Genomic DNA, 24,996 nt, shown 5'->3' with positions numbered 1-24,996 from the left:
TTTTCTTTTTAGACGTTTATTCTTTTATCTGCGCTTATTATTTATCTTCCAGCACAAGCTTTGCGAACTCACCCACGCTCATGCTGCCGATGTCACCCTCGTCTCTTCTGCGGACGGAGACGCACTCTCCCTCCACTTCCTTCTCGCCGACGATGAGCATGTAGGGAACTTTCTCCATCTGGGCGCTGCGGATCTTGTAGCCCAGCTTCTCACTTCTGTCGTCTGTCTCCACACGGACGCCCGCGGCCTTCAGCGCGTCAGACACCTTCTCTGCATAGTCAGCAAACTTCTCAGAAACCGGAAGGATCTTCACCTGCACAGGTGAGAGCCATACCGGGAATTTTCCGGCATAGTGCTCAATCAGGATACCGATAAACCGCTCAATGGAACCAAATGCCACTCTGTGGATCATGATGGGGCGGTGCTTCTCTCCGTCTGCTCCTGTGTACTCCAGATCAAATCTCTGGGGCATCTGGAAGTCAAGCTGGATGGTTCCGCACTGCCATGTTCTTCCGATGGAGTCCTCCAGATGGAAGTCGATCTTCGGTCCATAGAAAGCGCCGTCTCCCTCGTTCACCACATAGTTCAGTCCAAGGGACTCCAGAGCGCCTCTGAGGGCGTTTGTAGCCATCTCCCACTCCTCGTCCGTACCCATGCTGTCCTCGGGCCTTGTGGAGAGCTCTACGTGGTATTTAAAGCCGAATTTGGAGTACACCTCGTCGATCAGTCTTGCCACACCCTTGATCTCATCCTGGACCTGGTCCTCTGTCATAAAGATGTGGGCATCATCCTGGGTGAAGCAGCGCACACGCATCAGGCCGTGGAGCTGTCCGGATTTCTCGTGGCGGTGCACAAGTCCCAGCTCACCCACCCGCATGGGCAGATCTTTATAGGAGCGGGGCTCTACCTTGTATACCAGCATGCCGCCGGGGCAGTTCATAGGTTTTACTGCGTAGTCTTCATCATCGATGACTGTAGTGTACATATTGTCCTTATAGTGATCCCAGTGTCCGGAGTTTTCCCAGAGATGGCGGCTCAGGATGATAGGCGTGGAGATCTCCACATAGCCCTCTCTTGTGTGCAGCTTTCTCCAGTAGTCAATGAGAAGGTTTTTGAGCACCATTCCCTTCGGAAGGAAGAACGGGAAGCCCGGCCCCTCCTCCATGATGGCAAAAAGTCCAAGCTCTTTGCCCAGCTTTCTGTGATCTCTCTTCTTTGCCTCCTCGATCTTTGCCAGATACTCGTCCAGCTCGGCCGCCTTGGGGAAGGAAGTTCCGTAGATCCTTGTCAGCATCTGGTTGTGCTCATCCCCGTGCCAGTAGGCGCCTGCCACGCTCTGGAGCTTGAAGGCCTTCACAACGCTTGTATTGGACACGTGGGGGCCTGCACACAGGTCCACGAACTCTCCCTGCTTGTAGAGGCTGATCTCTTCACCCTCCAGAAGCTCCTCAATAAGCTCCACCTTGTAGGGCTCTCCTCTGTCCTCCATAAGCTTTAAGGCTTCCTCTCTGCTGACTGCGCTTCTCTCCAGGGGAAGGGCCTCTTTCACGATCTTCTTCATCTCTTTTTCCACGTCTGCCAGATGCTCTGTGGTGAACGGGAAGCTGAATTCAAAGTCATAGTAAAATCCGTCTTTGATAGCCGGTCCGATGGCACATTTTGTGTCCGGCCAGAGACGTTTCACTGCCTGTGCAAGGATGTGGGATGTGGTGTGGCGGAACGCCTCCTGTCCCACTTCGTCTGTGAATGCCAGATCCTGAACAGATCCGTCTTTCATACTTACTTTCATAGTCTTTCTTCTCCTTTCTTCGCTTTCATCCAGACAGCATTCCAGAGGACTTTTCCAGAATCAAAAACACCCCTGCCGGGACTGCTTCTTTCGTCCTCTGCAAGGGTGCATCATTTCTCTGCACGGTTCCACCTTTATTTTTCACTCAAAAGGATTTCCATATAATAAAATCCTGTCCCTTAACGCGGGCTGCGTCACTGCTTACTCGGCCGGTCTGACCCAGATCCCTATCTGTGTCTTCCGCTGTTCTGCAGTGCAGCTCGGGAATGGTTTTCATCGTCCATCTGCTATAAGGGACTTCCAGCATACTGTCCCTCTCTCTGGATAGTTCCGGAGGATTACTCTTTTCCGTCTCTGCCTTTCCTGTCTGAGATTGTTTTCTGCTATCTGCCGGCTGTCCATGCCGTGAACCTGCCAGCTATTTTTTATTATATCCATCTGGCGGAAAAAGTCAATCTTTTTATCCCGGAAAAGACTCTTCCGCCCTAGGTACGGGCAATGGCCTCTCCCACATCCGCCCTGAACTGGTCCCAGGCGTCCTCGTTCTCCACAAAATACTTGGGGCAGTTCTTACCTGTCACATCATAGTGGCGGATCACGTCATTTTCATCCAGCCCGAACTTCAGGCACAGCCAGGCTGTGAGCTGAACCATGGATCGGTAGGTCTCGTCATTGAACTGTCCTGTCTCATCCGGATGACAGCACTCGATGGACACGGTGTCAATGTTTCTGGAATTAGAAGCGTAGGCAACCTCCCAGGTGGGAACGCACTGGACGATCTCCCCCTCCAGTCCCACAATAAAATTGCTGCTGGCCTGGGTCTCATGGCTGTCCTTCAGCCCCTCAAAATAGTTCCGGTTATCCATGGCAGTGGAGCCCGGGTTGGCTGTATAGTGGATTACGATCCCGTTGATCCGCCCGGTGGCGTCTCCCGGCCTGGAGTAGGGATTGACTGTCAAGAGCTCCACGTCTATGTTCGGCTTGGATGCATCCACCTTTTCATTTTCATACTCTATGTATCCGCCGCCCAGCCACTGGGGGCGGACTACCCGGACAACCGCCAGAACGGCAAGCAGGGCTGTCAGAATGATCAGCCCTGCCTTCCAGTATTTTTTCATCTGTCTCTGATGCTGTACTTTTGTCTTTCTCTTCTTTATTCTTCGGGTTCTGCTGCTCATTACACGATCTCCAACTTTTCTACCTGTTCATTCTATCATATTCAGAGAAAGAAAATGTGAAGACTTACTTATGATTTTATAAATTTTATCTGCCGGATATAAATTTATAGCTGGTCGTGGTGTCGTATGTCTCCCCGGCTTTCACCACCGGTCCGGCAAAATTTTCTTTGTGCACAGCGTCCGGGAAATACTGTGTCTCAAAGCAGACACCGCTCCTCTTTCCGTAAGCGCAGCCGCCTTTTCCCACATCTCCCGCAAGGAAATTGCCGCAGTAGAGCTGCATGCCCGGAAGGTCTGTGTTCACTTCCATGGATATGCCGCTCTGTCCGCAGCTCAGGCTGGCCACCTTCCGGAAACCGGTCCCGTTCAGCGCCCAGTTGTGGTCGTAGCCGCCTCCGAACTTCAGAGCCTGGTAATCTTCCTCTATATCCCTGCCAATCTCTTTGCCCTCCCGGAAATCCATGGGAGTTCCCTCCACCGGTGTGATCTCTCCTGTGGGGATGGACTGGGCGTCCGCCTCTGTGTAGGCGTCCGCATCGATCCACACCTCCTGGTCCAGGATGGTGCCGGAGCTCTGTCCTGCAAGATTAAAATAGCTGTGATTGGTCATATTGAGAAGTGTGTCCGCCTTTGGCACAGCGTGATAGTGGATCTTCACCTCATTGTCCTCTGTCAGGGTGTAGGTGACTGTGATATCCACTTCTCCCGGGTATCCCTGATCTCCGTCCGGGCTGTGAAGGCTCAGCACGATGTGATCCTTCCCGTACTCTTCCACCTTCCACATCCGCTTGCTGAAGAAGTCCATGCCGCTGTGGAGATTGTTTCCATTGTCATTTTTGTCCAGCTGGAAGGTCCTGCCATTCAGCTCAAAGGAGGCGCCGCCAATGCGGTTAGCCACTCTTCCCACGATAGCTCCGAAAAATTTGTCTCCGGTTTCATATCCGGCCGCATCGTCATAGCCAAGAACAACGTCGACCAGCTTTCCTTCCCGATCCGGCACAAGCACCTTTACCAGGGTGGCGCCGTAATCTGCAACCGCGATCTGCATGCCGTTTTTGTTTTCCAGTGTGTACAGAGCAGTCTCCCACCCTGCGGATGTCTTCCCAAATGTCTCTGTCATGGTCCTTTCCCCCTATCTGTCAGAAGCCCGCCCAGAGGGCAGGCTTCGTCCTGAAATTTTATAATTATTTTTATTTTATTCGTCCACGCTGTAGTTGGGAGCTTCCTTCGTGATATGGATATCATGGGGATGGCTCTCCTTTAAGGATGCTGCTGAGATCTTGATGAAGCGTGCATTTGTCTTCAGCTCTTCAATGGTAGATGTTCCGCAGTATCCCATACCGGACCGGAGTCCGCCCATGAGCTGGAATACCGTATCTTCCACGGTTCCCTTGTATGCCACACGGCCCTCTACGCCCTCGGGAACAAGCTTCTTGGCGTTCTCCTGGAAGTAGCGGTCCTTGCTTCCGTTCTCCATGGCTGCAATGGATCCCATGCCCCTGTATACTTTGTATTTTCTTCCCTGGAACAGCTCGAAAGTTCCCGGGCTCTCGTCACATCCTGCAAAGATGCTTCCCATCATACATACATTGGCGCCTGCGGCAATGGCCTTTGTCATGTCGCCGGAGTACTTGATACCTCCATCGGCAATGATCGGGATGCCGTACTTGTCCGCCACCTCATAGCAGTCCATAACCGCTGTGATCTGAGGCACACCGATACCGGCCACGATACGTGTGGTACAGATGGATCCAGGTCCGATACCGACTTTGACAGCGTCAGCGCCGGCCTTGATGAGCGCCTCAGCAGCTGCGCCTGTTGCCACGTTACCTGCAATAACCTGCAGATCCGGGAATTTGCTCTTAACCATGTCAATGGTGTGCAGCACGTTTGCAGAGTGTCCATGGGCAGAGTCTAGCACCACAACGTCTACTTTGGCGTTCACAAGCTCCTGGGCTCTCTCGAGGCAGTTAGCTGTAATTCCAAGGGCAGCGCCGCACAGAAGGCGTCCCTGTCCGTCCTTGGCAGACAGCGGATATTTGATCTGCTTCTCTATATCTTTGATGGTGATCAGGCCTTTCAGGTTAAAATCATCATCAACAATGGGTAATTTCTCTTTTCTGGCCTTGGCAAGGATCTTCTTGGCTTCCTCCAGGGTGATCCCCTCTTTTGCAGTGATCAGTCCCTCAGATGTCATAGATTCCTTGATCTTCTTTGTAAAATCTTCCTCAAACTTCAGGTCACGGTTGGTAATGATACCTACCAGCTTTCTGCCCTCGGTGATCGGGACACCGGAAATCCGGAATTTGCCCATCAGCTCATTGGCGTCTGCCAGTGTATTTTCCGGGGAAAGATAGAATGGATCAGTGATAACACCGTTCTCTGAACGCTTTACCTTGTCCACCTCTTCCGCCTGCTGTTCAATAGACATATTTTTATGAATAATACCGATACCGCCCTGGCGAGCCATGGCGATGGCCATGCGGTGCTCTGTGACTGTGTCCATGCCGGCACTCATCATGGGGATATTCAGTTTGATCTTCTTTGTCAGATATGTTGACAGATCTACCTGATTCGGAATCACCTCTGAATATCCAGGCACTAACAGTACATCGTCAAATGTAATTCCCTCTCCGATAATTTTACCCATCGTTTATTCCTCTCTTTCTTTTGTTATGTTTAACTGCTATCATACCCAAAGACAGCCGTCTTTGTCAACAACTTTTCCCGTATTATTCCGATTATTTCCGAACTACTTTTCTCGGAGCCATGAGGAAAAATCCCTCCACCAGATCACTGTTTGGCTCAAAAAGTACCTTGAATGTCTCCCCGGATCTTGTAAATACAAGTACATAGCGATTCGGGGCAGAGGGAATGCCGCTGCTGTAATCATAGATCTTTCCTGCTTTGTAGGACTGCAGCTGGAAGGCTCCCTCCGGAGCAAGCATCTCCACATCTTTCACATTTACAGAGAGCATGTGCTTTCTGCGCTCCTTGTGCATCACCTTGTCGATATCCAGATCCCCATTGATGTAGATGTATTCATACTCCACATCCATCCTTCTGAACAGAAATACGTCGGCCACGATGAACAGTATGGGCACAAGAATTAAAAGGGGCAATAAAAAAGCGATAAAAAAGCTGATTACTGTCAGCACGATCAGCAGAATTTTTATCGCTATATCCTTTCCGTCGGTCTTCTTTTTGATCAATTGTTCTGTATAGAAGTCACCCATCTTTCTTCCTCCAATGTCAGTTTCTCAGGCAGAATATACCTGTGGACATTATAGCACATCCAAATACAAAAAGAAAACTCCCCTAAGGGAGTTTTCTAAATTTTCATATTTCTTTCAAGAGGGGAAGAGATTACATCATTCCCATTCCGCCGCCTGCCGGTGCTGCAGGAGCCTCTTCTTTGATGTTTGCAACAACAGACTCTGTTGTCAGCAGTGTAGATGCCACGCTTGTAGCATTCTGCAGAGCGCTTCTTGTAACCTTTGCAGGATCCAGGATTCCGGCTTTCACCATGTCCACATACTCCTCTTTGTATGCGTCGAATCCCTGGCCAGGCTCGGACTCTCTTACTTTGTTGATGATGACAGCGCCTTCCAGTCCGGCGTTGGCAACGATGTGGAACAGAGGAGCCTCCAGAGCTTTCAGCACTACGTTTGCACCTGTCTTCTCGTCACCTTCCAGCGTGTCAGCAAGTTTTGCCACTTCCTTGGAAGCGTGGATGTATGCGGAACCGCCGCCTGCGATGATACCTTCCTCAACGGCTGCCCTTGTAGCTGCAAGAGCGTCCTCCATGCGGAGTTTTGCCTCTTTCATCTCTGTCTCTGTGGCAGCTCCTACACGGATTACTGCAACGCCGCCTGCCAGTTTGGCAAGTCTCTCCTGTAATTTCTCTCTGTCAAAGTCAGATGTTGTCTCCTCGATCTGTGCTTTAATCTGAGCGATACGTGCCTGGATAGCGTCTTTCTCTCCAAGTCCGTCTACAATGACTGTATTCTCTTTCTGAACTTTTACGGATTTTGCACGTCCAAGCTGATCCAGTGTTGTCTCTTTCAGATCCAGTCCAAGCTCGTCAGAGATCACCTGTCCGCCTGTCAGGATAGCGATGTCTTCCAGCATGGCTTTTCTTCTGTCGCCATATCCGGGAGCTTTGACAGCTACCACGTTGAATGTACCGCGCAGTTTGTTTACGATCAGTGTTGTGAGAGCCTCGCCCTCCACGTCCTCAGCGATGATGAGGAGTCTTGCACCTGCCTGCACAACCTGCTCAAGCAGCGGAAGGATCTCCTGGATGTTGGAAATCTTCTTGTCTGTGATAAGGATGTATGGATCTTCCAGATTAGCCTCCATCTTATCCATGTCTGTGCACATGTAAGCAGATACATATCCACGGTCGAACTGCATACCTTCTACCAGATCCAGCTCTGTCTTCATTGTCTTGGACTCCTCGATAGTGATAACACCGTCGTTGGAAACCTTCTCCATAGCCTCTGCTACCATCTCGCCTACTTCGTCGTCGCTGGCTGAAATAGCTGCTACTCTTGCGATCTGATCTCTGCCTGTTACTTTGCTGCTCATGCCCTGGATGGCCTCTACCGCTTTATCTGTAGCTTTCTTCATACCTTTTCTCAGCACGATGGGGTTGGCTCCTGCTGCCAGGTTCTTCATCCCCTCGTGTACCATTGCCTGCGCAAGTACAGTAGCTGTTGTAGTACCATCACCAGCCACATCATTTGTCTTGGAGGCAACCTCACGGATGAGCTGTGCGCCCATATTCTCAAAAGCGTCCTCCAGCTCGATCTCTTTTGCGATGGTCACACCGTCGTTTGTGATAAGAGGTGCGCCGAACGATTTGTCGAGGACAACATTTCTTCCTTTAGGTCCAAGTGTCACTCTTACTGTATCTGCCAGCTGGTTTACGCCTGACTCCAGCGCTGCCCTGGCGTCTGCTCCGTATTTGATTTCCTTTGCCATGATAATCAATCCTCCTGTTTTTCCGATTTAAGTTTCTGTGCTTATATTCTGTATGATATGCCGCTTTCTACTCGATCACTGCAAGGATATCGCTCTGTCTTACGATGATGTAGCTTTCCTCGTCCAGTTCCACTTCTGTTCCGGCGTATTTGGAGTAGATAACCTGCTGTCCTTCCTTCACGTGCATCTCTACTTCCTTGCCGTCTACCACTCCGCCAGGACCTACTGCGATCACTTCTGCCTGCTGGGGTTTCTCTTTGGACTGTCCCGGCAGAACGATACCGGACTTTGTCGTCTCTTCAGCAACTAACTGTTTTAATACAACTCTGTCTCCCAATGGTACTAATTTCATGAATGGTTCCTCCTTTAAGCTATCAATATATAAAATATATATTTGTCAGCACTCTTAAAAAGAGAGTGCTAATAAACTCTAGTAATAAAATAGCACTCTCTTTTTATTTTGTCAACACACTTTATTTTAGTTTAGATTATTTTTATAAAATCCGTTTTCCACAGAAAAGACGAGCCGGCTCCCTTCTTTGTCGAAATACCGCTCCCTGACGGACCCCTGGCAGCTGACATCTTCCTCGCAGATCCGGCAGTCGTACTCCGCATCCAGGGAAATGCCTGTCAGATCCCCCTCTTCCAGTGTCATATACATATATTCTCTCTCCGGATCATACTCTGTGATCCTGCACCTGTACTCGTTTTCGTCCATCAGCTCTCCCTCCAGATAGACATGGAGCATCTTCAGTATTGCAGTGCTTCCCTCGTACATAACAGCCTCCTTCCGAAAAGAAGGGCATCAGTTTCCCGATACCCTTTCTCTTTCTCGTTTGTTCTGCAGTTTTCTACTTATTTCTCTCAGCTTTGATCTTTTCCAGCTCTGTAAATACGTAGTCATTGACTACTTTAATGTATGTTCCCTTCATACCGGATGATCTGGACTCGATCACGCCGGCACTCTCGAACTTGCGCAGCGCATTTACAATAACAGATCTTGTAATTCCCACGCGGTCAGCGATCTTGCTGGCAACCAGTATGCCCTCCGTGCCTTCCAGTTCATCAAAGATATGGATGATGGCTTCCAGCTCTGAGAATGACAGTGTGCTGATAGCTGACTGGACAATGTGTTCTTTGCGGGTCTCCTCCGCATTTTCTTCATTGACGGACCTGAGCATCTCCAATCCTACGATCATCGTTCCATATTCACTTAAAATGATATCGTCAATCTCATAGTATTCGCCCTGTTTGTAGATAAACAGAGTTCCCAGTCTCTCTCCCGCAATCTCGATGGGGGTGACGATCGCCTGATAGCCCTTGGCTGTCTCCTGGGAAAATCCCAGCGTCTCCAGATTGACATTCTCTTTTGTGGAAAGGATGTTCAGCAGACGCTCATTGAGCATCTCGTCTATGTGGCATCCAACCTCTCCTTTGATCAGTTCCGTGATCACACCTACACCACTGCACCTGCTGACACCAAGCACTTTCCCCTTCTTGCTGATAACTAGGACATTGGAATCCAGGATTTCTGTCAGCACCTCACAGATATCATTAAAGACAACCTTGCTGGAGTTATTGTTGTGCAGTAATTTATTGATTTTTCTTGTTTTATCTAATAATTGTACACTCATACGCAACCTCCATCCTTTGTTGAATATATTATCATACAATTCTGGAAATATCAACAATCCTCTGTTAATTTATGCGCATTTTTTTTGAATAATTTCTATGAATTTTCCTTTTTGTTTTCATTATATCCGCATTCCGCATTCATACAGACGAGTTTGCTGCCTTTTTCCACCATGTATCCGCCACATTTCGGGCATTTCTTTTCCGACGGCTTCTGCCAGGACATAAAATCACATTCCGGATTGTCCTCACATCCATAGTACCTTCTGCCCTTCTTGGTCTTGCGGATCACAATGTCCTTGCCGCACTGCGGACATTTGACGCCGATCTTCTCAAGGTACGGTTTTGTGTTGCGGCACTCCGGGAACCCTGGACAGGCCAGGAACTTGCCGTGGGGGCCGTACTTGACAACCATGTTGCAGCCGCACTCTTCGCAGATCACGTCTGTGACTTCATCCTCGATCTTCACAGTCTCCAGCTCTTTTTCCGCTGTCTTCACCGCCTCGTCAAGATCCGGGTAGAAGTTCTCGATAACAGACTTCCACTCTACTTTCCCCTCTGCCACTTTGTCCAGAAGTCCTTCCATGTTGGCTGTGAAGTTCACATCCACAATGGCCGGGAAAGACTGCTTCATGATATTGTTTACCACTTCTCCAAGCTCTGTCAGATACAGATTTTTGTTCTCCTTTGCCACATATCTTCTGGCAATGATGGTGGAGATGGTCGGAGCGTAGGTACTTGGGCGTCCGATCCCAAGCTCCTCCAGCGTCTTTACCAGCGCCGCTTCTGTGTAGTGTGCCGGCGGCTGTGTGAAATGCTGTTTTGTATCAAACTCCTTCTTGGTGAGGACCGAATTCTCATCCAGCCCTTTCAGGAGTACATTGGCCTCTTCCTTCTCCTCATCGGACTCTGTGTACACGGTGCGGAAGCCCTCAAATACGACCTTAGAGGCTGCCACTGTAAAGCGGTAGTCATCCGCATCTATCTTCACAGACGTTGTCTCGTATTTTGCAGGCTGCATGCGGCTTGCCACAAAACGCTTCCAGATCAGCTGATACAGGCGGAACTGATCCCTTGTCAGAGAGTCCTTCATGGCTGCCGGCGTCCTGGTCACATCTGTGGGGCGGATGGCCTCGTGGGCATCCTGGATCTTCTTATTGTCAGACTGCTTTGCTGTGCTGGTGGCCACAAACTGCTCCCCGTAGCTTTTTCCTATGAACTCGCGGACACTGCTCTCCGCTTCATCGGACACGCGGGTGGAGTCTGTACGCAGGTAGGTGATCAGACCTACCGTGCCGTTACCCTTGATATCAATTCCCTCGTAGAGCTGCTGGGCGATCCGCATGGTCTTCTGGGTGGCAAAGTTCAGGACCTTGGACGCCTCCTGCTGCATGGTACTGGTGGTGAAGGGCACCGGCGCCTTCTTGTACCGCTCGCCCTTTTTCACCTCTTCCACGCTGTAGGACGCACCTTCCAGATCATTCAGGATCTTATCCAGCTCCTCCCTGGAACGGATGGTCATCTTCTCTTTTTCTGTGCCGTAGAATTTGGCCCGGAGGGGTTTCTTCTCCCCTTTTACATTCAGGATAGCCTCCAGGGTCCAGTACTCCTCCGGTATGAACGCGTTGATCTCATCCTCCCGGTCCGCAATGATACGCAGAGCTACAGACTGGACACGTCCGGCACTTAAGCCCCTCTTGACCTTAGCCCACAGAAGAGGGCTGATCTCGTACCCCACGATCCTGTCCAGGGCCCGGCGGGCCTGCTGGGCGTCTACCAGATCCATATCGATCTCGCGGGCGTTCTTGATGGATGCCTTCACCGCATTCTTGGTAATCTCATTAAAGCTGATACGGTAGGTTTTCTTGTCCTCCAGCTTCAGGGCCTTGCACAGATGCCAGGAGATGGCCTCCCCCTCCCGGTCCGGGTCAGTTGCCAGATACACCTTGTCAGCCTTCTTGACTTCCTTCCGAAGGCTTGCAAGGATCTCTCCTTTCCCGCGTATTGTAATATATTTGGGCTCAAAGTCATGCTCTACGTCAATTCCGAGCTGGCTTTTGGGCAGGTCCCGCACATGCCCGTTGGAAGCCATCACTGTATAATTGCTTCCCAGGAATTTTTTGATCGTCTTCACTTTTGCAGGAGACTCCACGATTACAAGATAATGAGCCATTTCTATTTTCTTCCTCCAATACCTCTTGCTGCCTATATCCCTCCGCTCAGCTGGTCCGGATATAGTAGCCTTTTGAAATTTCCTTAATGTATCCCCTGATTTGCAGAGCGACCAGCGTCTCCATGAGGGCTGCCGGCGAAAGTCCTGTCTCTTCCAGCAGCGAACTGGTGTCTCTGGGATACAGACCAAGGCAACTATACACTATATTTTCGGCACTTTCAAGCACTTTTTTATTTTTGTCTGATTTTTCACATTCCCTTTGTCCCTCCCTTTCGCCCGGCAGAAGAGCCGCCAGGGCGGGTTCACTGACCATCTCCTCCAGCAGTTCCTCGGGGCCAAGAAGGATCCCCGCCCCCTGCCGGATCAGCCGGTTGCAGCCTTTGCTAAGAGGACTGTCCACAGGCCCAGGCAGGGCATACACATCCCGCCCCTGCTCCAGGGCCATGTCCGCCGTGATCAGGGAACCGCTGCGCTCCCTGGCCTCCATCACAAGGACAGCGTCCGCAAGCCCGCTGATGATCCTGTTCCTGGCGGGGAAATGCTCCTTCCTGGGGGCTGTTCCCGGGAGCTGCTCAGACAGAATGCCTCCCCTGTTCGTAATATCCGCGTAGAGTCCCCTGTTCTGCGCAGGATAGCACACATCCACTCCGGACCCCAGTACAGCATATGTGTCGCCCCCTCCATTTATGGCTCCTCTTCCTGCCGCGCCATCAATCCCTCTGGCCATGCCGCTTATGATCTGGACGCCCCGGCCTGCCAGATACTCTGCAAAGCGCAGCGCCTGCCTCTCCCCGTAGGCGCTGCACTGCCTGGCCCCCACAATAGCCACGGAGAGTCTGTCATCGTCGGGCAGACGGCCTTTCACAAAGAGAGCGTAGGGATACCCGGCAGACCTTTTCAGGCGCCTTGGATAAGCCGGATCATGACAGGCTACAAGACGGATTCCTCGCTCCAGCAGCCTGTCATATTCTGTCTCCAGATCTCCTTTTTTCTGGAAGTTCCGGATGGTCTCCCTGTCTTTTTCTGTCAGAAAAGCCATCTCCCGGAGCTTTTTTTCTTCTATATAATATACATCTCTGGCGCTCCCCACACTGTTCCTTAGCTGCTCCTTTTTCTTCCCTGCCAGAGGACGGATACAGGAAAGCCAGTATTCATACTTCATTGCACACTCTCCTCCTTTTGCCTTCTCAGTCTCTGTCAGCACAGATCGCCCCAGTATTTCGCATCCGGCAGCCGATAGCCGATAGCCTCCGACAGATGGCAGGACTGGATCTTATCTTTTCCGTCAAGATCCGCAATGGTCCTGGCCACTTTCAGCACTTTGTGGTAGGTCCTGGCAGTGAGGCCCATCTTCTTGAAGGCATGCTCCATGGTGACCTCCTCTTTGTCTCCCAGGGCACAGTATTCCGGTATCTTTTTGGCTGGAAGCGAGGCGTTTGTCTTCCACGGCTCCGCTCTGTACCGCCAAAGCTGCCTCTCTCTCGCCAGGCACACTCTCTGTCGTATTTTTTCCGATGTCTCCTCCCCGGCGCTTCCCTGCAGGTTCCTGTACTCCACAGCAGGGGTGTCCATACAGATATCAATGCGGCTAAGAAAAGGCTGGCTGACTTTGCCCAGATACTGGCTGATGCTGGCAGGCGTACAAGTGCATCTGCCTGCATCCGGATAGTATCCGCAAGGGCACGGGTTCATGGCCGCTGCCAGCATAAAGTCCGCCGGGAACTCGTACACTCCCTGTTTTCTGGTGAGGCGTATTCTCTTCTCCTCCAGAGGCTGGCGCAGCACCTCCAGCACAGGGCGGGAGAATTCTGTCAACTCGTCCAGGAAGAGAACTCCTTTATGAGCCAGGGATATTTCCCCCGGGGCCGGGATCAGCCCGCCGCCTATGAGAGCCGCCTTTGTGACTGTGTGGTGCACCTCCCGGAATGGCCGGTGTCGTATGAGCGGCGTATCCTTTTCCAGCATTCCCTGGACACTGTATATCTTCGTGATCTCCAGCGCCTCCTCCATCTCAAGGGGCGGCAGTATCGTAGGAATCCGTCTGGCGATCATGGATTTCCCGCTGCCCGGCGGGCCCACCATGAGAAAATTGTGGCCGCCTGCCACAGCGATCTCCGCCGCCCTCTTCACCGCACCCTGCCCTCTCACCTCCTGAAAATCTCCCACAAATGCGGGCTCCGCGCCTTTCCCCGTCTGGATGGCAGTCCTCTTTCCTCCAGACGGCCGCGTTTTCCCCTCCAACAGCTCCAGAAGCTGGGCCAAGCTGCCTGCTGCCAGCACAGGGACCCCCTCCACAAGGGCTGCCTCCGCCTCATTGCCCGCCGGCACAATGCACAGCCGGTATCCCTGCTTTCTCGCCTCCCACACAATGGGCAGGACACCCGGCACATCCCGGATGCTGCCGTCCAGCCCCAGCTCTCCCACCGCCAGCACACGCTCCAGCGCCTCCTGCCTGACCAGGTTCTGGGACGCCAGGATAGCCAGGGCAATGGGCAGGTCAAAGGAAGCCCCTCTCTTTCTCACGCTGCCGGGAGACAGGTTGATCACTGTCTTCTTCACCGGGATCTCCAGACCGCTGTTGCGGATCGCCGTGCGCACCCGCTCCCCTGCCTCCTTTACCTCCGAGGACAGATAGCCCACCATGTGGAACATGGGCAGGCCATTGCTCAGGTCCGCCTCCACGCAGATGAATTTCACTTCCATGCCGTGAAGGGCCGCAGAATAGACCATACCAAGACTCATAGGCACTCCTCCTTTGTCTACCGTACTGCATTTTGCTGTTGTCTGTCTGTTTCTTTTTGAAATCGTCCGGGCGATATGCCCTGTCATAAAAGATCATCAGAACAATGAACTGATAATAAAGTGAATCTAAGAAAGTATGTTTAGTATACGCTCATTACGTAGACTTATCAAGCATTTTTTGCTTTTTAAAGGAGATATCAGAAAAAATGTCCATTTTCCCTCTGATATCTCCTTAGATAACACTGTTGTTTAAAGCTGATAATAATCTCCCGCCACGCTCCAGTCCAACAATAATTTTCTTCTTCCTTTTGGAAAAGCACAAAACACCTCTTTTTGACATAGACTGTAATTAACCACGCCAGAGAGGTGCTTCATTTGAAATCCTTTCCCCAACCACTGACAGCGGCCGAAGAGCAATATTACCTGCAGAAATATACGGAAGGTGACCAGGAAGCGAAGCACATTCTGATCGAGCGGAACATGCGTCTTGTGGCACATATTGTCCGAAAATATCAGTCCATGGACGAGGAGACGGAGGATCTTCTCTCTATCGGGACAATCGGCCTCATCAAGGGAGTGGTGACCTTCAACCCTGACAAGGCTGTGCGGCTTGGAACCTACGCCGCAAGATGTATAGAAAACGAAGTTCTCATGTACCTGCGCACCAGGAAGAAGTCTGCCCGGGATGTGTCCCTCTATGAGCCCATCGGTACGGATCGGGAGGGAAATGAAATACAGCTCTTTGACATCATCGAGTCAGACACAGATGATGCTCATGAAAAAGTCGCACTCAGCGATGATGTCCGGCTCCTCTATTCCAGGATAGAAACCGTTCTCTCTCCCCGGGAACGGATTGTTCTGAAAATGCGGTATGGTCTCTACAATGGAGATGAATTTACACAGCGGGAGATTGCCAAGGAACTTGGGATCTCCCGTTCTTATGTCTCAAGGATTGAAAAGAGCGCAATAGAAAAGCTGCGGGACTATTTCTAAACTCCCGCAGCTATTTTGTCTGTTATGCTTCTTCTTTTCTTCTCAAGATGTCATAAAGATCTGCCTCAGCTCCCAAATCCACATAGATGGTCTGTTTTGCGTGGGGCGCGCTCTCCTGCTCCTGTCCGTCCTCATTTACGATCCGGCGCACCGTCACTTCCACATTTCTGCCGTCCGGCTTCATGATCTCGATCTGCTCACCCACAGAAAATTTATTTCTCTGCTCGATCTGGTAAAGCCCGTCTTTCTCGCTGCCAATGATACCCAGATAGGTGTAGTCCTTAGCATAGGTATTATTGTCGTAGATCTGGGCACTCTCATCCGGCTTCCCAAAATAAAATCCCGTTGTGAACTGGCGGTAGGTACAGTTGGATATCTGATCCAGATACCAGGGCATATTTTTCTCGTAGAGGGCCGGATCCTCCAGGTAATCGTCTATGGCCTTCCGGTAGGTCCGGGCCACTGTGGCCACGTAGAGTGCGGTCTTCATCCTTCCCTCAATCTTAAAGCTGTCGATGCCTGCATCGATGAGCTCTGGAATGTGCCGGATCATGCACAGATCCTTGGAGTTGAAGATAAACGTGCCTCTCTCATTTTCATAGACAGGCATGTACTCCCCGGGCCTTGTCTCCTCCACGATGGAATATTTCCAGCGGCAGGGATGAGTGCAGGCACCCTGGTTGGCATCCCTTCCAGTAAAATAATTGCTCAGAAGGCATCTGCCTGAATAGGAGATACACATAGCTCCGTGGATAAAGCTCTCGATTTCCATATCCTCCGGTATGTTCTGTCGGATCTCCTTGATCTCCTTAAGAGAAAGCTCCCGGGCGGACACCACCCGCTTAGCGCCCTGTTTCCACCAGAAATTGTAGGTTCCATAGTTGGTGTTGTTGGCCTGGGTGCTGATGTGTCTCTCGATCTCCGGGCAGACTTCTTTGGCTATCTCAAAGACTGCCGGATCAGCAATGATGAGGGCATCCGGTTTCATTTCCCTAAGTTCCTCAAAATACGCACGCACGCCGGGAAGGTCGTCATTGTGGGCCAGGATATTGGCTGTCACATGCACCCGCACGCCGTGCTCGTGGGCGAACCGGATTCCCTCCGCCATGTCCTCTCTGGAAAAGTTTTTCGCCTTTGCCCGCAGGCCAAAGGCCTCACCGCCTATATACACTGCGTCCGCGCCAAAGATCACTGCTGTCTTCAGCACCTCCAGGCTGCTGGCCGGGATGAGCAGTTCAGGATGTCTGTTCATAATGTTTTTCCTTTCTTTACGCTGACTGCCAGTCCGTCTCCCAGGGGAAGAATGCTGGTCAACAGCCGTTCATCGTGTTTCAGCTGATACAAATACTCCCTCATCCTCTTGTGGATCGTCCTGTTCCGTCTCTCCACAGCAAAGCGGGACTCCATGATATCTCCGTCCTGGAGCACATTATCTGTCACAAGGACGCCCCCCTCTTCCAGAAGGCGGAAGGCTTCGGGCAGATAGTGGATATACTGTGCCTTTGCGGCATCCATAAAAATCAGGTCAAAGGGGCCTTCCAGCCCTCTCATCACTTCCAGGGCATCTCCCTCCAGAAGGGTGATCTCCTCTTCTTTCCCCATCCGCCGGAAATTCTCCCGTGCAATGGGGATCCTCTTTTCATAGTTCTCTATGGTCGTGATCCGGCATCCCTCCGGGGCGTATTCGCTCATAAGCAGGGCAGAAAAGCCCACAGCTGTGCCCAGTTCCAGTATCCTTAGGGGCCTCTTGATCTGCAGCAGCACCTTCAGAAAGCTCTGGGTCTCCTTTCGGATAATGGGCACGTGATCTGCCAGCGCTTTTTCCTCGATCTCCTCCAGCGCCGGGCATTCCGGCGTCTCCAGAGAGTGGATAAAAGTCGTAATTCTCTCGTCATTAATCATATCTGCACACCAGTCTATACACAATTACACACCAGTTACGTTAATTTGGGACGTAATACTTTTAAAAAGTATTACGTCCCTCTTTACACTTTTTTAAATTATCTGTCAACATCCATAATAATCGGCAGGATCATCGGTCTTCTCTTTGTCCTCTTCCAGATGAACTCGTTCATCGTGTCACGGACAACCAGTTTGATCTTGCTCCAGTCCGCGCCTCTCTGGCGGTGGAGGCAGTTGTCCACTGCGTCCACAAGGACTTTCCTTGCGTCCTCCATCAGTCCCTCGGACTCCCGCACGTAGACGAAACCGCGGGATACGATATCCGGGCCGGCCAGGAGCCGGTTGGTTCCCTTCTCCAGGGTCATGACCACAATGAGGATACCGTCCTCCGCCAGGTGCTGGCGGTCACGAAGGACAATATTTCCAACATCGCCGACGCCAAGTCCGTCTACCAGCACTTCTCCGGTGTGCACCTTGTCCACCACCTTGGCCTCCTTGCTGTCAAGCTCCAGCACATCGCCGGACTGCAGCATAAAGACATTCTCTTTTGGAATGCCAAGAGACAGGGCCAGGCCTGCGTTGGCTTTCCTGTGACGGAATTCGCCGTGAATCGGGATCGCGTACTTCGGTTTTACAAGGGAGTAGATCAGCTTCAACTCCTCCTGACAGGCATGTCCGGATACGTGGGCATCCTGGAAGATCACGTTCGCACCCTTCTCGGAAAGCTCATTGATGACCTTGGAGACAGATTTCTCATTTCCCGGAATGGGGTTAGAGCTGAAAATAACCGTGTCTCCGGGCATAATGGTCACTTTCTTGTGAATGTCAGCTGCCATTCTGGACAGGGCTGCCATGGACTCTCCCTGGCTTCCTGTGGTGATGAGCACGGTCTTCTCCGGCGGATAGTTCTTCAGCTGGTCGATCTCGATGAGGGTCTTGTCCGGCACGTTCAGATAGCCAAGCTCCTGGGCTGTGGAGATGATGTTCACCATGCTCCGGCCTTCCACAACTACTTTCCTGTCATACTTGTAAGCAGAATTGATGATCTGCTGCACACGGTCCACATTGGACGCAAAGGTGGCAATGATGATCCTTGTGTTCTTGTACTCTGCAAAGAGGTGGTCAAATGTATGTCCCACCGTTCTCTCTGACTGGGTAAATCCGGGACGCTCTGCGTTTGTACTGTCTGACATAAGAGCAAGCACGCCCTTTTTACCGATCTCACCGAATCTTTGCAGGTCAATGGCATCTCCGAAGACCGGTGTGTAATCCACCTTAAAGTCTCCTGTGTGTACCACGATACCTGCCGGGGAGTAGATGGCAAGGGCTGACGCATCCTGGATACTGTGGTTTGTCTTGATAAACTCGATCCGGAACTGTCCCAGATTGATAGACTGTCCAAATCTTACCACTTTTCTTCTGGTAGACCGCAGCAGATTATGCTCTGTCAGCTTCTTTTCAATAATACCCATTGTCAGCTTTGTAGCGTAAATGGGAAGGTTCATCTCACGCAGCACATAGGAGAGGGCACCTATGTGGTCCTCGTGTCCGTGGGTGATCACAAAACCTTTGACTTTCTGGATATTGTCCTTCAGATAGGTAATATCCGGGATGACCAGGTCAATTCCCAGCATGTCATCCTCAGGGAACGCAAGACCGCAGTCCACCACAATAATACTGTCTCCGTACTCAAAGGCAGTAATGTTCATTCCGATCTTCTCCAGGCCCCCAAGCGGAATGATGCGCAATTTTCCATTGTTTTCTTTCTTCAAGCTTACACCTCCATAGGTTTATTTTTCCGTTATTCTTTTTCTTCACGGCATTTTCTGCACACGCCGTAAAATTTCAGTTCATGATCTGTCACCTGAAAGCCTGTCTCTTTTTCAATGTAGGCTTCCAGATCTTCCAGAAGATCGTCTCTGAACGCAGAGACGTTTCCGCATTCCGTGCATATCAGATGATGATGGTGGTGACGATGTCCCTCCTGTTCATCCAGAAAATCTCCGATCTCATACCGCACACATCCGTCATCCAGCATGATCCGGTCCACAAGCTGCATGTCCAGAAGGAGCTGGACTGTCCGGTAGATGGTCGCCAGACCGATCTCCGGGTAATCTTCCTTGACCAGCTCAAAGATATCCTCCGCGGTCATATGCTCATCTCCGTGCTCTGCAAGCACCTGCAGAACAAGGAGCCTCTGATTGGTCACCTTCAGACCTTTCTCCTTCAGCATCTCTTTGAATTTTTCCTGGCTTATAGACATAGTACATTACCTTTCTATCTCGATATCCTCAAGAAGTTCTTCAAACACTTTCGACACAGCGGAAAGCTCCGTGTCATCCTCTACGATCTCGTAAATGCTGTCTGTATCTTCTGCCTCTGATCCGTCTCTTAAGATGAGACACTCCGCGTCTCCCTCTTCTGAGTCTGTGACCAGAATATAGGACGTTCCATTAAGCTTTGTCTGCTCCAGGACAAAAAATTCTGCCTCTTCCATCCCGTCAGACTGAAATTTAATTTTTTCCATTACAATACACCTCAAAAAATCCAGTATTTAAAGACGGTCCTTACTGATGGCCGCCTCATGGTATTTCGAGTCCAGATATCCCTGCAATATAAAAACAGCCGCAATCTTGTCAATGTATTTCTTGCGGTCTTCCCTTCTTACGTTGCTCTCAATTAAAGTCCGCTCTGCTTCTGCCGTAGTCAGACGCTCGTCCCACATAATGACCTCAAGGCCAGTACGCCGGCGCAGCATCTCACCGAATTCCAAAGATTTTTCCGCCCGATCTCCCACGTCGTTGTTCATATGGCGCGGCAGTCCGAGTACAATGCTCTCGACTTCATACTCCCGGATCAGCTCCTCGATGCGGGCACATGTCTTTCTCAGCTTGTTCTCGTCCTTGCGCCAGATGGTCTCAATTCCCTGGGCTGTAAGACCTAAGGGATCGCTCACAGCCACCCCCACTGTCTTAGAGCCATAGTCCAGTCCCATCACTCTCATAAAAAATTATTCCCATCCGTGATACTTGATATACGCCTTCAGCATCTCTTCTACCAGTTCGTCCCGCTCCACCTTCATGATCAGGCTCCTGGCGCCGTTGTGGCTTGTGATATAGGTAGGATCACCTGACATGATGTAACCGACGATCTGATTGACCGGATTATAGCCTTTCTCACTTAATGCCTTGTACACAATCTCAAGTATATCTTTTGCCTGAATTTGCGGGCCGCTTTCTACCTGGAAAAACTGGGTGTTGGTTAATTCTTTCATATACTCACGTCCTCCAAAAATACTTCATATTTATTCTACTCTATTCCAATCTGAAATTCAATGAATTATTTGTAAACGGTTCTCAATTTCTACATTTATCAACTGATTTGACAAATTCTCTGTCGTTTTTTGTCCGACTTTCACATATTCTTTCGTGTGTCCCACCTGGTAAATACCGTCCTCTCTCTCCACGGCCTCCTCCATCAGGACTTCCACGCAGGTTCCCATGAGCCGCTCCTCATAGGCCTGCTGCTTGCGCCTGCCAAGGGCAATGAGTCTGGCGCTCCTGGCATTTTTGATCTGCTCCGGCACCTGTCCGTCCATGGCGGCAGCCTTCGTCCCCTCCCGCCGGGAGTACTTGAAAATGTGGGTCTCATAGAAGTCCACTTTGTCCACAAAAGCCATGGATTTTTCAAACTCCTCCTCGCTCTCCTGGGGAAATCCCACGATCACATCCGTGGTCAGAGCCGGATGGTCAAAATACTGCCGCAGAAGCTGACATTTTTCATAGTACTCCTGGGTCGTGTACCTCCGGTTCATGCGGCGCAGCGTCTCATCGCAGCCACTCTGCAAAGAGAGATGGAAATGAGGACACATCTTGGGCAGGGAGGCAATCGTCTTCACAAACTCCTCTGTGATGATCCTTGGCTCCAGGGAACCCAGGCGGATCCGGCAGATCCCCTCCACCTCATGGACGGCACAGATCAGCGAGAGCAGGTCCTCCCCCTGATCCAGATCCAGCCCGTAGGAGCTCAAATGAATGCCGGTCAGCACTACTTCCTTGTAGCCGCTTTCTGCCAGCGTCCGCACCTCGGACACCACATCCTCCTTGCGCCTGCTGCGCACCCGCCCCCTTGCGTAGGGAATGATGCAGTAGGAACAGAACTGGTTGCAGCCGTCCTGCACTTTGATGTAAGCCCGGGTATGCTCTCCTGTGCGGGTCAGGCGCATCTCCTCGTACTCCGGGGTATGGCTGATGTCGATGATCTCCTTCCATCCTGCCCCTGCCTGTTCTCCCTCTCTGGCTCTGAAATACTCCTCCAGAATGGAAGCCAGCTCATGCTTTTTGTTGTTTCCGATGACAATATCCACGCAGGCATCCACTTCCCCCTCCTTGGCCTGGACATAGCATCCGGCTGCCACTACCACAGCGTCCGGATTCAGCTTTTTTGCCCGGTGGAGCATCTGGCGGGATTTGCGGTCTGCCATGTTCGTGACTGTGCAGGTGTTGATGACGTAGACATCCGCCTTCTCGTGGAAGGGCACGATCTCGTAGCCACTTTGCTCCAGTATTTCCTGCATGGCTTCCGTCTCATATGCGTTTACCTTGCATCCCAGATTGTGAAGTGCTGCCTTTTTCATTTTCATCCTCTCTTTTCTTCTGTTCTCGTGTAAATTGTTGTATGCTTTAACGAAATTTGTCCCAATTCTTTGGCAAATTGTTCCTTGACTTTTAACCTTTCAGCTCTTAAGATGATTATAGAAACTGATTAAGAAATCAAGGAGGTTATTCCAATGAAAACAGTACAAATTTCTTTAAACTCAATCGACAAAGTAAAATCTTTTGTAAATGATATTACAAAGTTTGATTATGACTTTGATCTTGTATCCGGAAGATACGTAATCGATGCAAAATCTATCATGGGTATCTTCAGCCTGGATCTGTCCAAGCCTATCGACCTGAACATCCACGCTGACGCAGGCATCGATGAAGTGCTTGAGACTCTGAAACCATACCTTGTATAATCGGACAGGTTTACAGCGAACATATTAAATACGCCGAAATGTTCTGACATTCCGGCGTATTTTTTATTTTGTGGAGAACCCCTTCGGACTCCCCCACAAAACAAAAGCGCTCCTATCCCTGCACGTCTATGATCTCCACTGTCTCAATGGCTGTCTGTACCAGCTCATCAATCTTCTCTGCCAGATTTTCCTCTGACCTGTGAATGATGTTGATGTTCGGCTTTGTCACCGGATGTTTTGCCACAAAGATGGTGCAGCAGTCCTCGAAGGGCTGTATGGATGTCTCGTAGGAGCCGATCTTCTCAGACACTTCCACGATCTCCTTCTTGTCAAAACCGATCAGCGGCCGGTACACCGGCAGCGTACACACTTCATTGGTAGCCGCCAGGCTCTGCATGGTCTGGCTTGCCACCTGACCGATGCTCTCGCCTGTGATCAGACCGAGACAGCCATCCTCTTTGGCAAAGTGCTCCGCGATCTTCATCATATATCTTCTCATGATAATGGTCAGCTCATCGTGGGGACACTGGTCATAGATGTAGAGCTGAATGTCTGTAAAATTCACCACGTGGAGACGGATCGGTCCCGCGTAGGCTGCGATGATCCTTGCAAGATCCACCACCTTCTCCTTTGCCCTCTCACTTGTGTAGGGCGGCGCATGGAAATAGGTAGCCTCCAGGGCAACGCCCCTCTTTGCGATCATGTAGCCTGCCACCGGGCTGTCAATACCGCCAGACAGAAGGAGCATGGCCTTTCCGTTGGTTCCCACAGGCATACCTCCCGGGCCCGGAATGATCCTGGAGTATACATAGATGTCCTCCCGGATCTCAATATTCAGCATCACATCCGGATGGTGCACATCCACCCGGATCTCGGGAAACGCATCTAAAATAGCCTCACCGATATCGCAGTTGATCTCCATGGAGTTCTTGGGATAATTCTTCCGGCTTCTCCTTGCCTCCACCTTGAAGGTAATGTTTTTGTCCGGATACAGCTCATCCATGTAGGCAACCACGTCTTTTTTCAGCTGTTCAAATCCCTGGTCCTCCAGCCGCACCACAGGGCAGATGCCCACAATGCCGAAGACCTTCTGGAGACATTCTGTCACCTCGTCATAGTCGTAGATCCCCTCGCAGTCCACATAGATCCTGCCTCTTGTCTTATACACTTTAAAGCTTCCGTCCGCTCCCCGCAGGGCATAGCGGATCTGACGCACCAGGGCGTCCTCGAACATATAGCGGTTCTTTCCCTTGATACCGATCTCACCGTACTTGATCAAAAAAGTGTGAAATGTCATGGTTTTTTCCTCTTTTCTTCCTGTGGCGCAGACAAACGGTCCCGGCCTCGGCGCTGTTACCGTCTTGTGTATCTGCGCAATACTGGTACTAAATTATATAAGGTTTTCAGTGTATAGTCAATCTCTTCTTCTGTTGTAAATTCTGACATGCTGAAACGCAGGGTGGCATCCAGATACTCCTTCTGGGCTCCGATCCCCTTCAGCACGCCGCTGATGGCTGGATGATTGGAGGCGCAGGCTGAGCCGGAGGACACGTAGATCCCCTTCTCCTCCAGCGCGTGCAGCAGGACCTCACTTCTCACCCCAGCGAATCCAACACTGATAATATGCGGCGCGCTGGTCTCATCGTAGAGGCCGTGGATGGTAATATCATCCAGCTTCTGCACGCCTTCGATGAACCGGGCTTTCAGCGCCCGCATGCGGGCCACTTTCTCTTCCAGACCGTCGTAGATTGTTTTTGCCGCCAGGCCAAGGCCTGCAATGCCGGGCACGTTCTCCGTTCCGGAGCGGATATTCTTCTGCTGCTCTCCCCCGAAGACGATGGGCCTTATCTTCACCTGCTCTCCGATATAGAGAGCCCCCGTTCCCTTGGGGCCATGGATCTTGTGTCCGCTTAAGGAGAGCATGTCAACCTTCTCCTTTTTGGGATAAATCCTGTATTTTCCAAATCCCTGTACTGCATCCACATGGAACAGGATATCTTTATTATATGCCTTTACTATATCAGCTGCCTGCTGGACAGGCTGCACAGATCCCACCTCATTGTTCACGTACATGATGGACACAAGGATAGTCTCCGGACAGAGGGCCTCCTTCAGAGCCTCCAGATTCACTCTCCCGTACCGGTCCACCGGCAGGAAGGTGACGCGGAAGTCCTCTTCCTCCTCCAGATAGCGCATGGTGTTCAGGATCGCCGGATGCTCGATGGAGGAGGTGATCAGGTGGTTTCCCCGTCGCCTGTTGGCCCTGGCCGCGCCAATGAGGGCCAGGTTGTCGCTCTCCGTGCCTCCGGATGTGAAGACAATCTCCTTGTCCTTCACTTTCAAGAGTTTTGCCAGTATCTCTTTTGTCTCTTTTATATAATGTTCCGCCTGCACTCCCTTGGCGTGCATGGAGGAGGGGTTGCCGTAGTCCTGGCACATGACTTTGCGCACAAGATCCCCCACACAGTCATACGCCCGGGTGGTGGCAGAATTATCAAGATAAACTTCCATCAAAGATCACTCCTGTACTTTTACTATTAATTTATGCACCGCAAAGCCGCAGGTGCCATCTGTTCTCCAG

General features: G+C 51.0%; 24 protein-coding genes. 2 read left to right on the top strand and 22 right to left on the bottom strand.

Features of this window, described 5'->3' with window-relative positions; all coding sequences use genetic code 11:
• Positions 1-37 precede the first annotated feature (37 nt).
• From thrS to Q5911_RS08440, 12 genes are all read right to left on the bottom strand, one after another.
• Positions 38-1,789 carry a threonine--tRNA ligase gene (thrS, locus tag Q5911_RS08495; protein WP_303182380.1) on the bottom strand — a complete coding sequence of 584 codons (1,752 nt, stop codon included), beginning with the start codon at positions 1,787-1,789 and terminating at the stop codon, positions 38-40.
• 485 nt (positions 1,790-2,274) lie between these two features.
• Complete coding sequence (locus Q5911_RS08490; RefSeq protein WP_076778056.1) at positions 2,275-2,967, bottom strand: peptidoglycan recognition protein family protein; 693 nt, start codon at positions 2,965-2,967, stop codon at positions 2,275-2,277.
• Positions 2,968-3,052: 85 nt separating this feature from the next.
• Positions 3,053-4,087 (bottom strand): aldose epimerase family protein, encoded by a 1,035-nt coding sequence (locus tag Q5911_RS08485; protein WP_076778058.1) that lies wholly within the window; start codon positions 4,085-4,087, stop codon positions 3,053-3,055.
• 75 nt (positions 4,088-4,162) lie between these two features.
• Positions 4,163-5,617 carry an IMP dehydrogenase gene (gene guaB, locus Q5911_RS08480; RefSeq protein WP_076778060.1) on the bottom strand — a complete coding sequence of 485 codons (1,455 nt, stop codon included), beginning with the start codon at positions 5,615-5,617 and terminating at the stop codon, positions 4,163-4,165.
• Between the two features lie 91 nt (positions 5,618-5,708).
• Positions 5,709-6,203: a DUF6106 family protein gene (locus Q5911_RS08475; protein WP_076778062.1), complete on the bottom strand. Its 495-nt coding sequence runs from the start codon at positions 6,201-6,203 to the stop codon at positions 5,709-5,711.
• 130 nt (positions 6,204-6,333) lie between these two features.
• The gene (gene groL / locus Q5911_RS08470; RefSeq protein ID WP_076778064.1) at positions 6,334-7,953 is read right to left on the bottom strand and encodes a chaperonin GroEL; all 1,620 of its coding nucleotides are present in this window, start codon (positions 7,951-7,953) and stop codon (positions 6,334-6,336) included.
• A 67-nt stretch (positions 7,954-8,020) separates the two neighbouring features.
• On the bottom strand, positions 8,021-8,305 hold the full coding sequence (locus Q5911_RS08465) for a co-chaperone GroES (protein ID WP_033125856.1): 285 nt from the start codon (positions 8,303-8,305) through the stop codon (positions 8,021-8,023).
• Between the two features lie 126 nt (positions 8,306-8,431).
• Positions 8,432-8,731 carry a hypothetical protein gene (locus Q5911_RS08460; RefSeq protein ID WP_076778066.1) on the bottom strand — a complete coding sequence of 100 codons (300 nt, stop codon included), beginning with the start codon at positions 8,729-8,731 and terminating at the stop codon, positions 8,432-8,434.
• Between the two features lie 73 nt (positions 8,732-8,804).
• Complete coding sequence (codY, locus tag Q5911_RS08455; RefSeq protein WP_076778068.1) at positions 8,805-9,587, bottom strand: GTP-sensing pleiotropic transcriptional regulator CodY; 783 nt, start codon at positions 9,585-9,587, stop codon at positions 8,805-8,807.
• 95 nt (positions 9,588-9,682) lie between these two features.
• On the bottom strand, positions 9,683-11,758 hold the full coding sequence (gene topA, locus Q5911_RS08450; protein WP_303182379.1) for a type I DNA topoisomerase: 2,076 nt from the start codon (positions 11,756-11,758) through the stop codon (positions 9,683-9,685).
• A gap of 46 nt (positions 11,759-11,804) precedes the next feature.
• A complete protein-coding gene (gene dprA, locus Q5911_RS08445) occupies positions 11,805-12,920 on the bottom strand; it encodes a DNA-processing protein DprA (RefSeq protein WP_303182378.1) in 1,116 nt (371 codons plus the stop codon).
• Positions 12,921-12,955: 35 nt separating this feature from the next.
• Positions 12,956-14,500, bottom strand: coding sequence for a YifB family Mg chelatase-like AAA ATPase (locus tag Q5911_RS08440; RefSeq protein WP_303182377.1), 1,545 nt, complete (start codon positions 14,498-14,500; stop codon positions 12,956-12,958).
• A gap of 375 nt (positions 14,501-14,875) precedes the next feature.
• Here Q5911_RS08440 and sigK point away from each other — a divergent pair, with 375 nt between their 5' ends.
• A complete protein-coding gene (gene sigK, locus Q5911_RS08435; protein ID WP_226395581.1) occupies positions 14,876-15,493 on the top strand; it encodes an RNA polymerase sporulation sigma factor SigK in 618 nt (205 codons plus the stop codon).
• Positions 15,494-15,515: 22 nt separating this feature from the next.
• On the opposite strand, the gene Q5911_RS08430 is transcribed toward sigK, so the two are convergent.
• The 8 genes from Q5911_RS08430 to mtaB all read right to left on the bottom strand — a co-directional run bounded on the left by Q5911_RS08430 (position 15,516) and on the right by mtaB (position 22,031).
• Complete coding sequence (locus tag Q5911_RS08430) at positions 15,516-16,745, bottom strand: peptidase U32 family protein (RefSeq protein WP_303182376.1); 1,230 nt, start codon at positions 16,743-16,745, stop codon at positions 15,516-15,518.
• A complete protein-coding gene (locus tag Q5911_RS08425) occupies positions 16,742-17,395 on the bottom strand; it encodes an O-methyltransferase (RefSeq protein WP_303182375.1) in 654 nt (217 codons plus the stop codon). The genes Q5911_RS08430 and Q5911_RS08425 overlap by 4 nt, the downstream gene beginning before the upstream one ends.
• Positions 17,396-17,493: 98 nt before the next feature.
• Positions 17,494-19,167: a ribonuclease J gene (locus Q5911_RS08420; RefSeq protein WP_076778083.1), complete on the bottom strand. Its 1,674-nt coding sequence runs from the start codon at positions 19,165-19,167 to the stop codon at positions 17,494-17,496.
• 29 nt (positions 19,168-19,196) lie between these two features.
• The gene (locus Q5911_RS08415; protein ID WP_076778086.1) at positions 19,197-19,658 is read right to left on the bottom strand and encodes a Fur family transcriptional regulator; all 462 of its coding nucleotides are present in this window, start codon (positions 19,656-19,658) and stop codon (positions 19,197-19,199) included.
• Positions 19,659-19,664: 6 nt separating this feature from the next.
• Positions 19,665-19,922: a DUF1292 domain-containing protein gene (locus Q5911_RS08410; protein ID WP_303182374.1), complete on the bottom strand. Its 258-nt coding sequence runs from the start codon at positions 19,920-19,922 to the stop codon at positions 19,665-19,667.
• Positions 19,923-19,949: 27 nt separating this feature from the next.
• Entirely contained in the window at positions 19,950-20,399 is a 450-nt protein-coding gene (gene ruvX / locus Q5911_RS08405) for a Holliday junction resolvase RuvX (protein ID WP_076778090.1), read from the bottom strand.
• Between the two features lie 6 nt (positions 20,400-20,405).
• Positions 20,406-20,669 carry an IreB family regulatory phosphoprotein gene (locus Q5911_RS08400; RefSeq protein ID WP_033125870.1) on the bottom strand — a complete coding sequence of 88 codons (264 nt, stop codon included), beginning with the start codon at positions 20,667-20,669 and terminating at the stop codon, positions 20,406-20,408.
• Between the two features lie 57 nt (positions 20,670-20,726).
• Positions 20,727-22,031 (bottom strand): tRNA (N(6)-L-threonylcarbamoyladenosine(37)-C(2))-methylthiotransferase MtaB, encoded by a 1,305-nt coding sequence (mtaB, locus tag Q5911_RS08395; protein ID WP_303182373.1) that lies wholly within the window; start codon positions 22,029-22,031, stop codon positions 20,727-20,729.
• A gap of 153 nt (positions 22,032-22,184) precedes the next feature.
• Between mtaB and Q5911_RS08390 the strand changes: the two genes are divergently transcribed.
• Positions 22,185-22,415 (top strand): HPr family phosphocarrier protein, encoded by a 231-nt coding sequence (locus tag Q5911_RS08390; RefSeq protein ID WP_033125872.1) that lies wholly within the window; start codon positions 22,185-22,187, stop codon positions 22,413-22,415.
• A 112-nt stretch (positions 22,416-22,527) separates the two neighbouring features.
• Here Q5911_RS08390 and thiI read toward each other — a convergent pair whose 3' ends face one another.
• The gene (gene thiI / locus Q5911_RS08385; protein ID WP_076778095.1) at positions 22,528-23,712 is read right to left on the bottom strand and encodes a tRNA uracil 4-sulfurtransferase ThiI; all 1,185 of its coding nucleotides are present in this window, start codon (positions 23,710-23,712) and stop codon (positions 22,528-22,530) included.
• 56 nt (positions 23,713-23,768) lie between these two features.
• Positions 23,769-24,926 carry a cysteine desulfurase family protein gene (locus Q5911_RS08380; RefSeq protein WP_303182372.1) on the bottom strand — a complete coding sequence of 386 codons (1,158 nt, stop codon included), beginning with the start codon at positions 24,924-24,926 and terminating at the stop codon, positions 23,769-23,771.
• Between the last annotated feature and the right edge of the window lie 70 nt (positions 24,927-24,996).

Source organism: Lachnoclostridium phocaeense (assembly GCF_959599685.1).
Taxonomy (GTDB): Bacteria; Bacillota; Clostridia; order Lachnospirales; family Lachnospiraceae; genus Claveliimonas; species Claveliimonas monacensis.
Note: the sequence above shows the minus strand (reverse complement) of the source record. Positions and strands in the feature narration are given on the sequence as shown.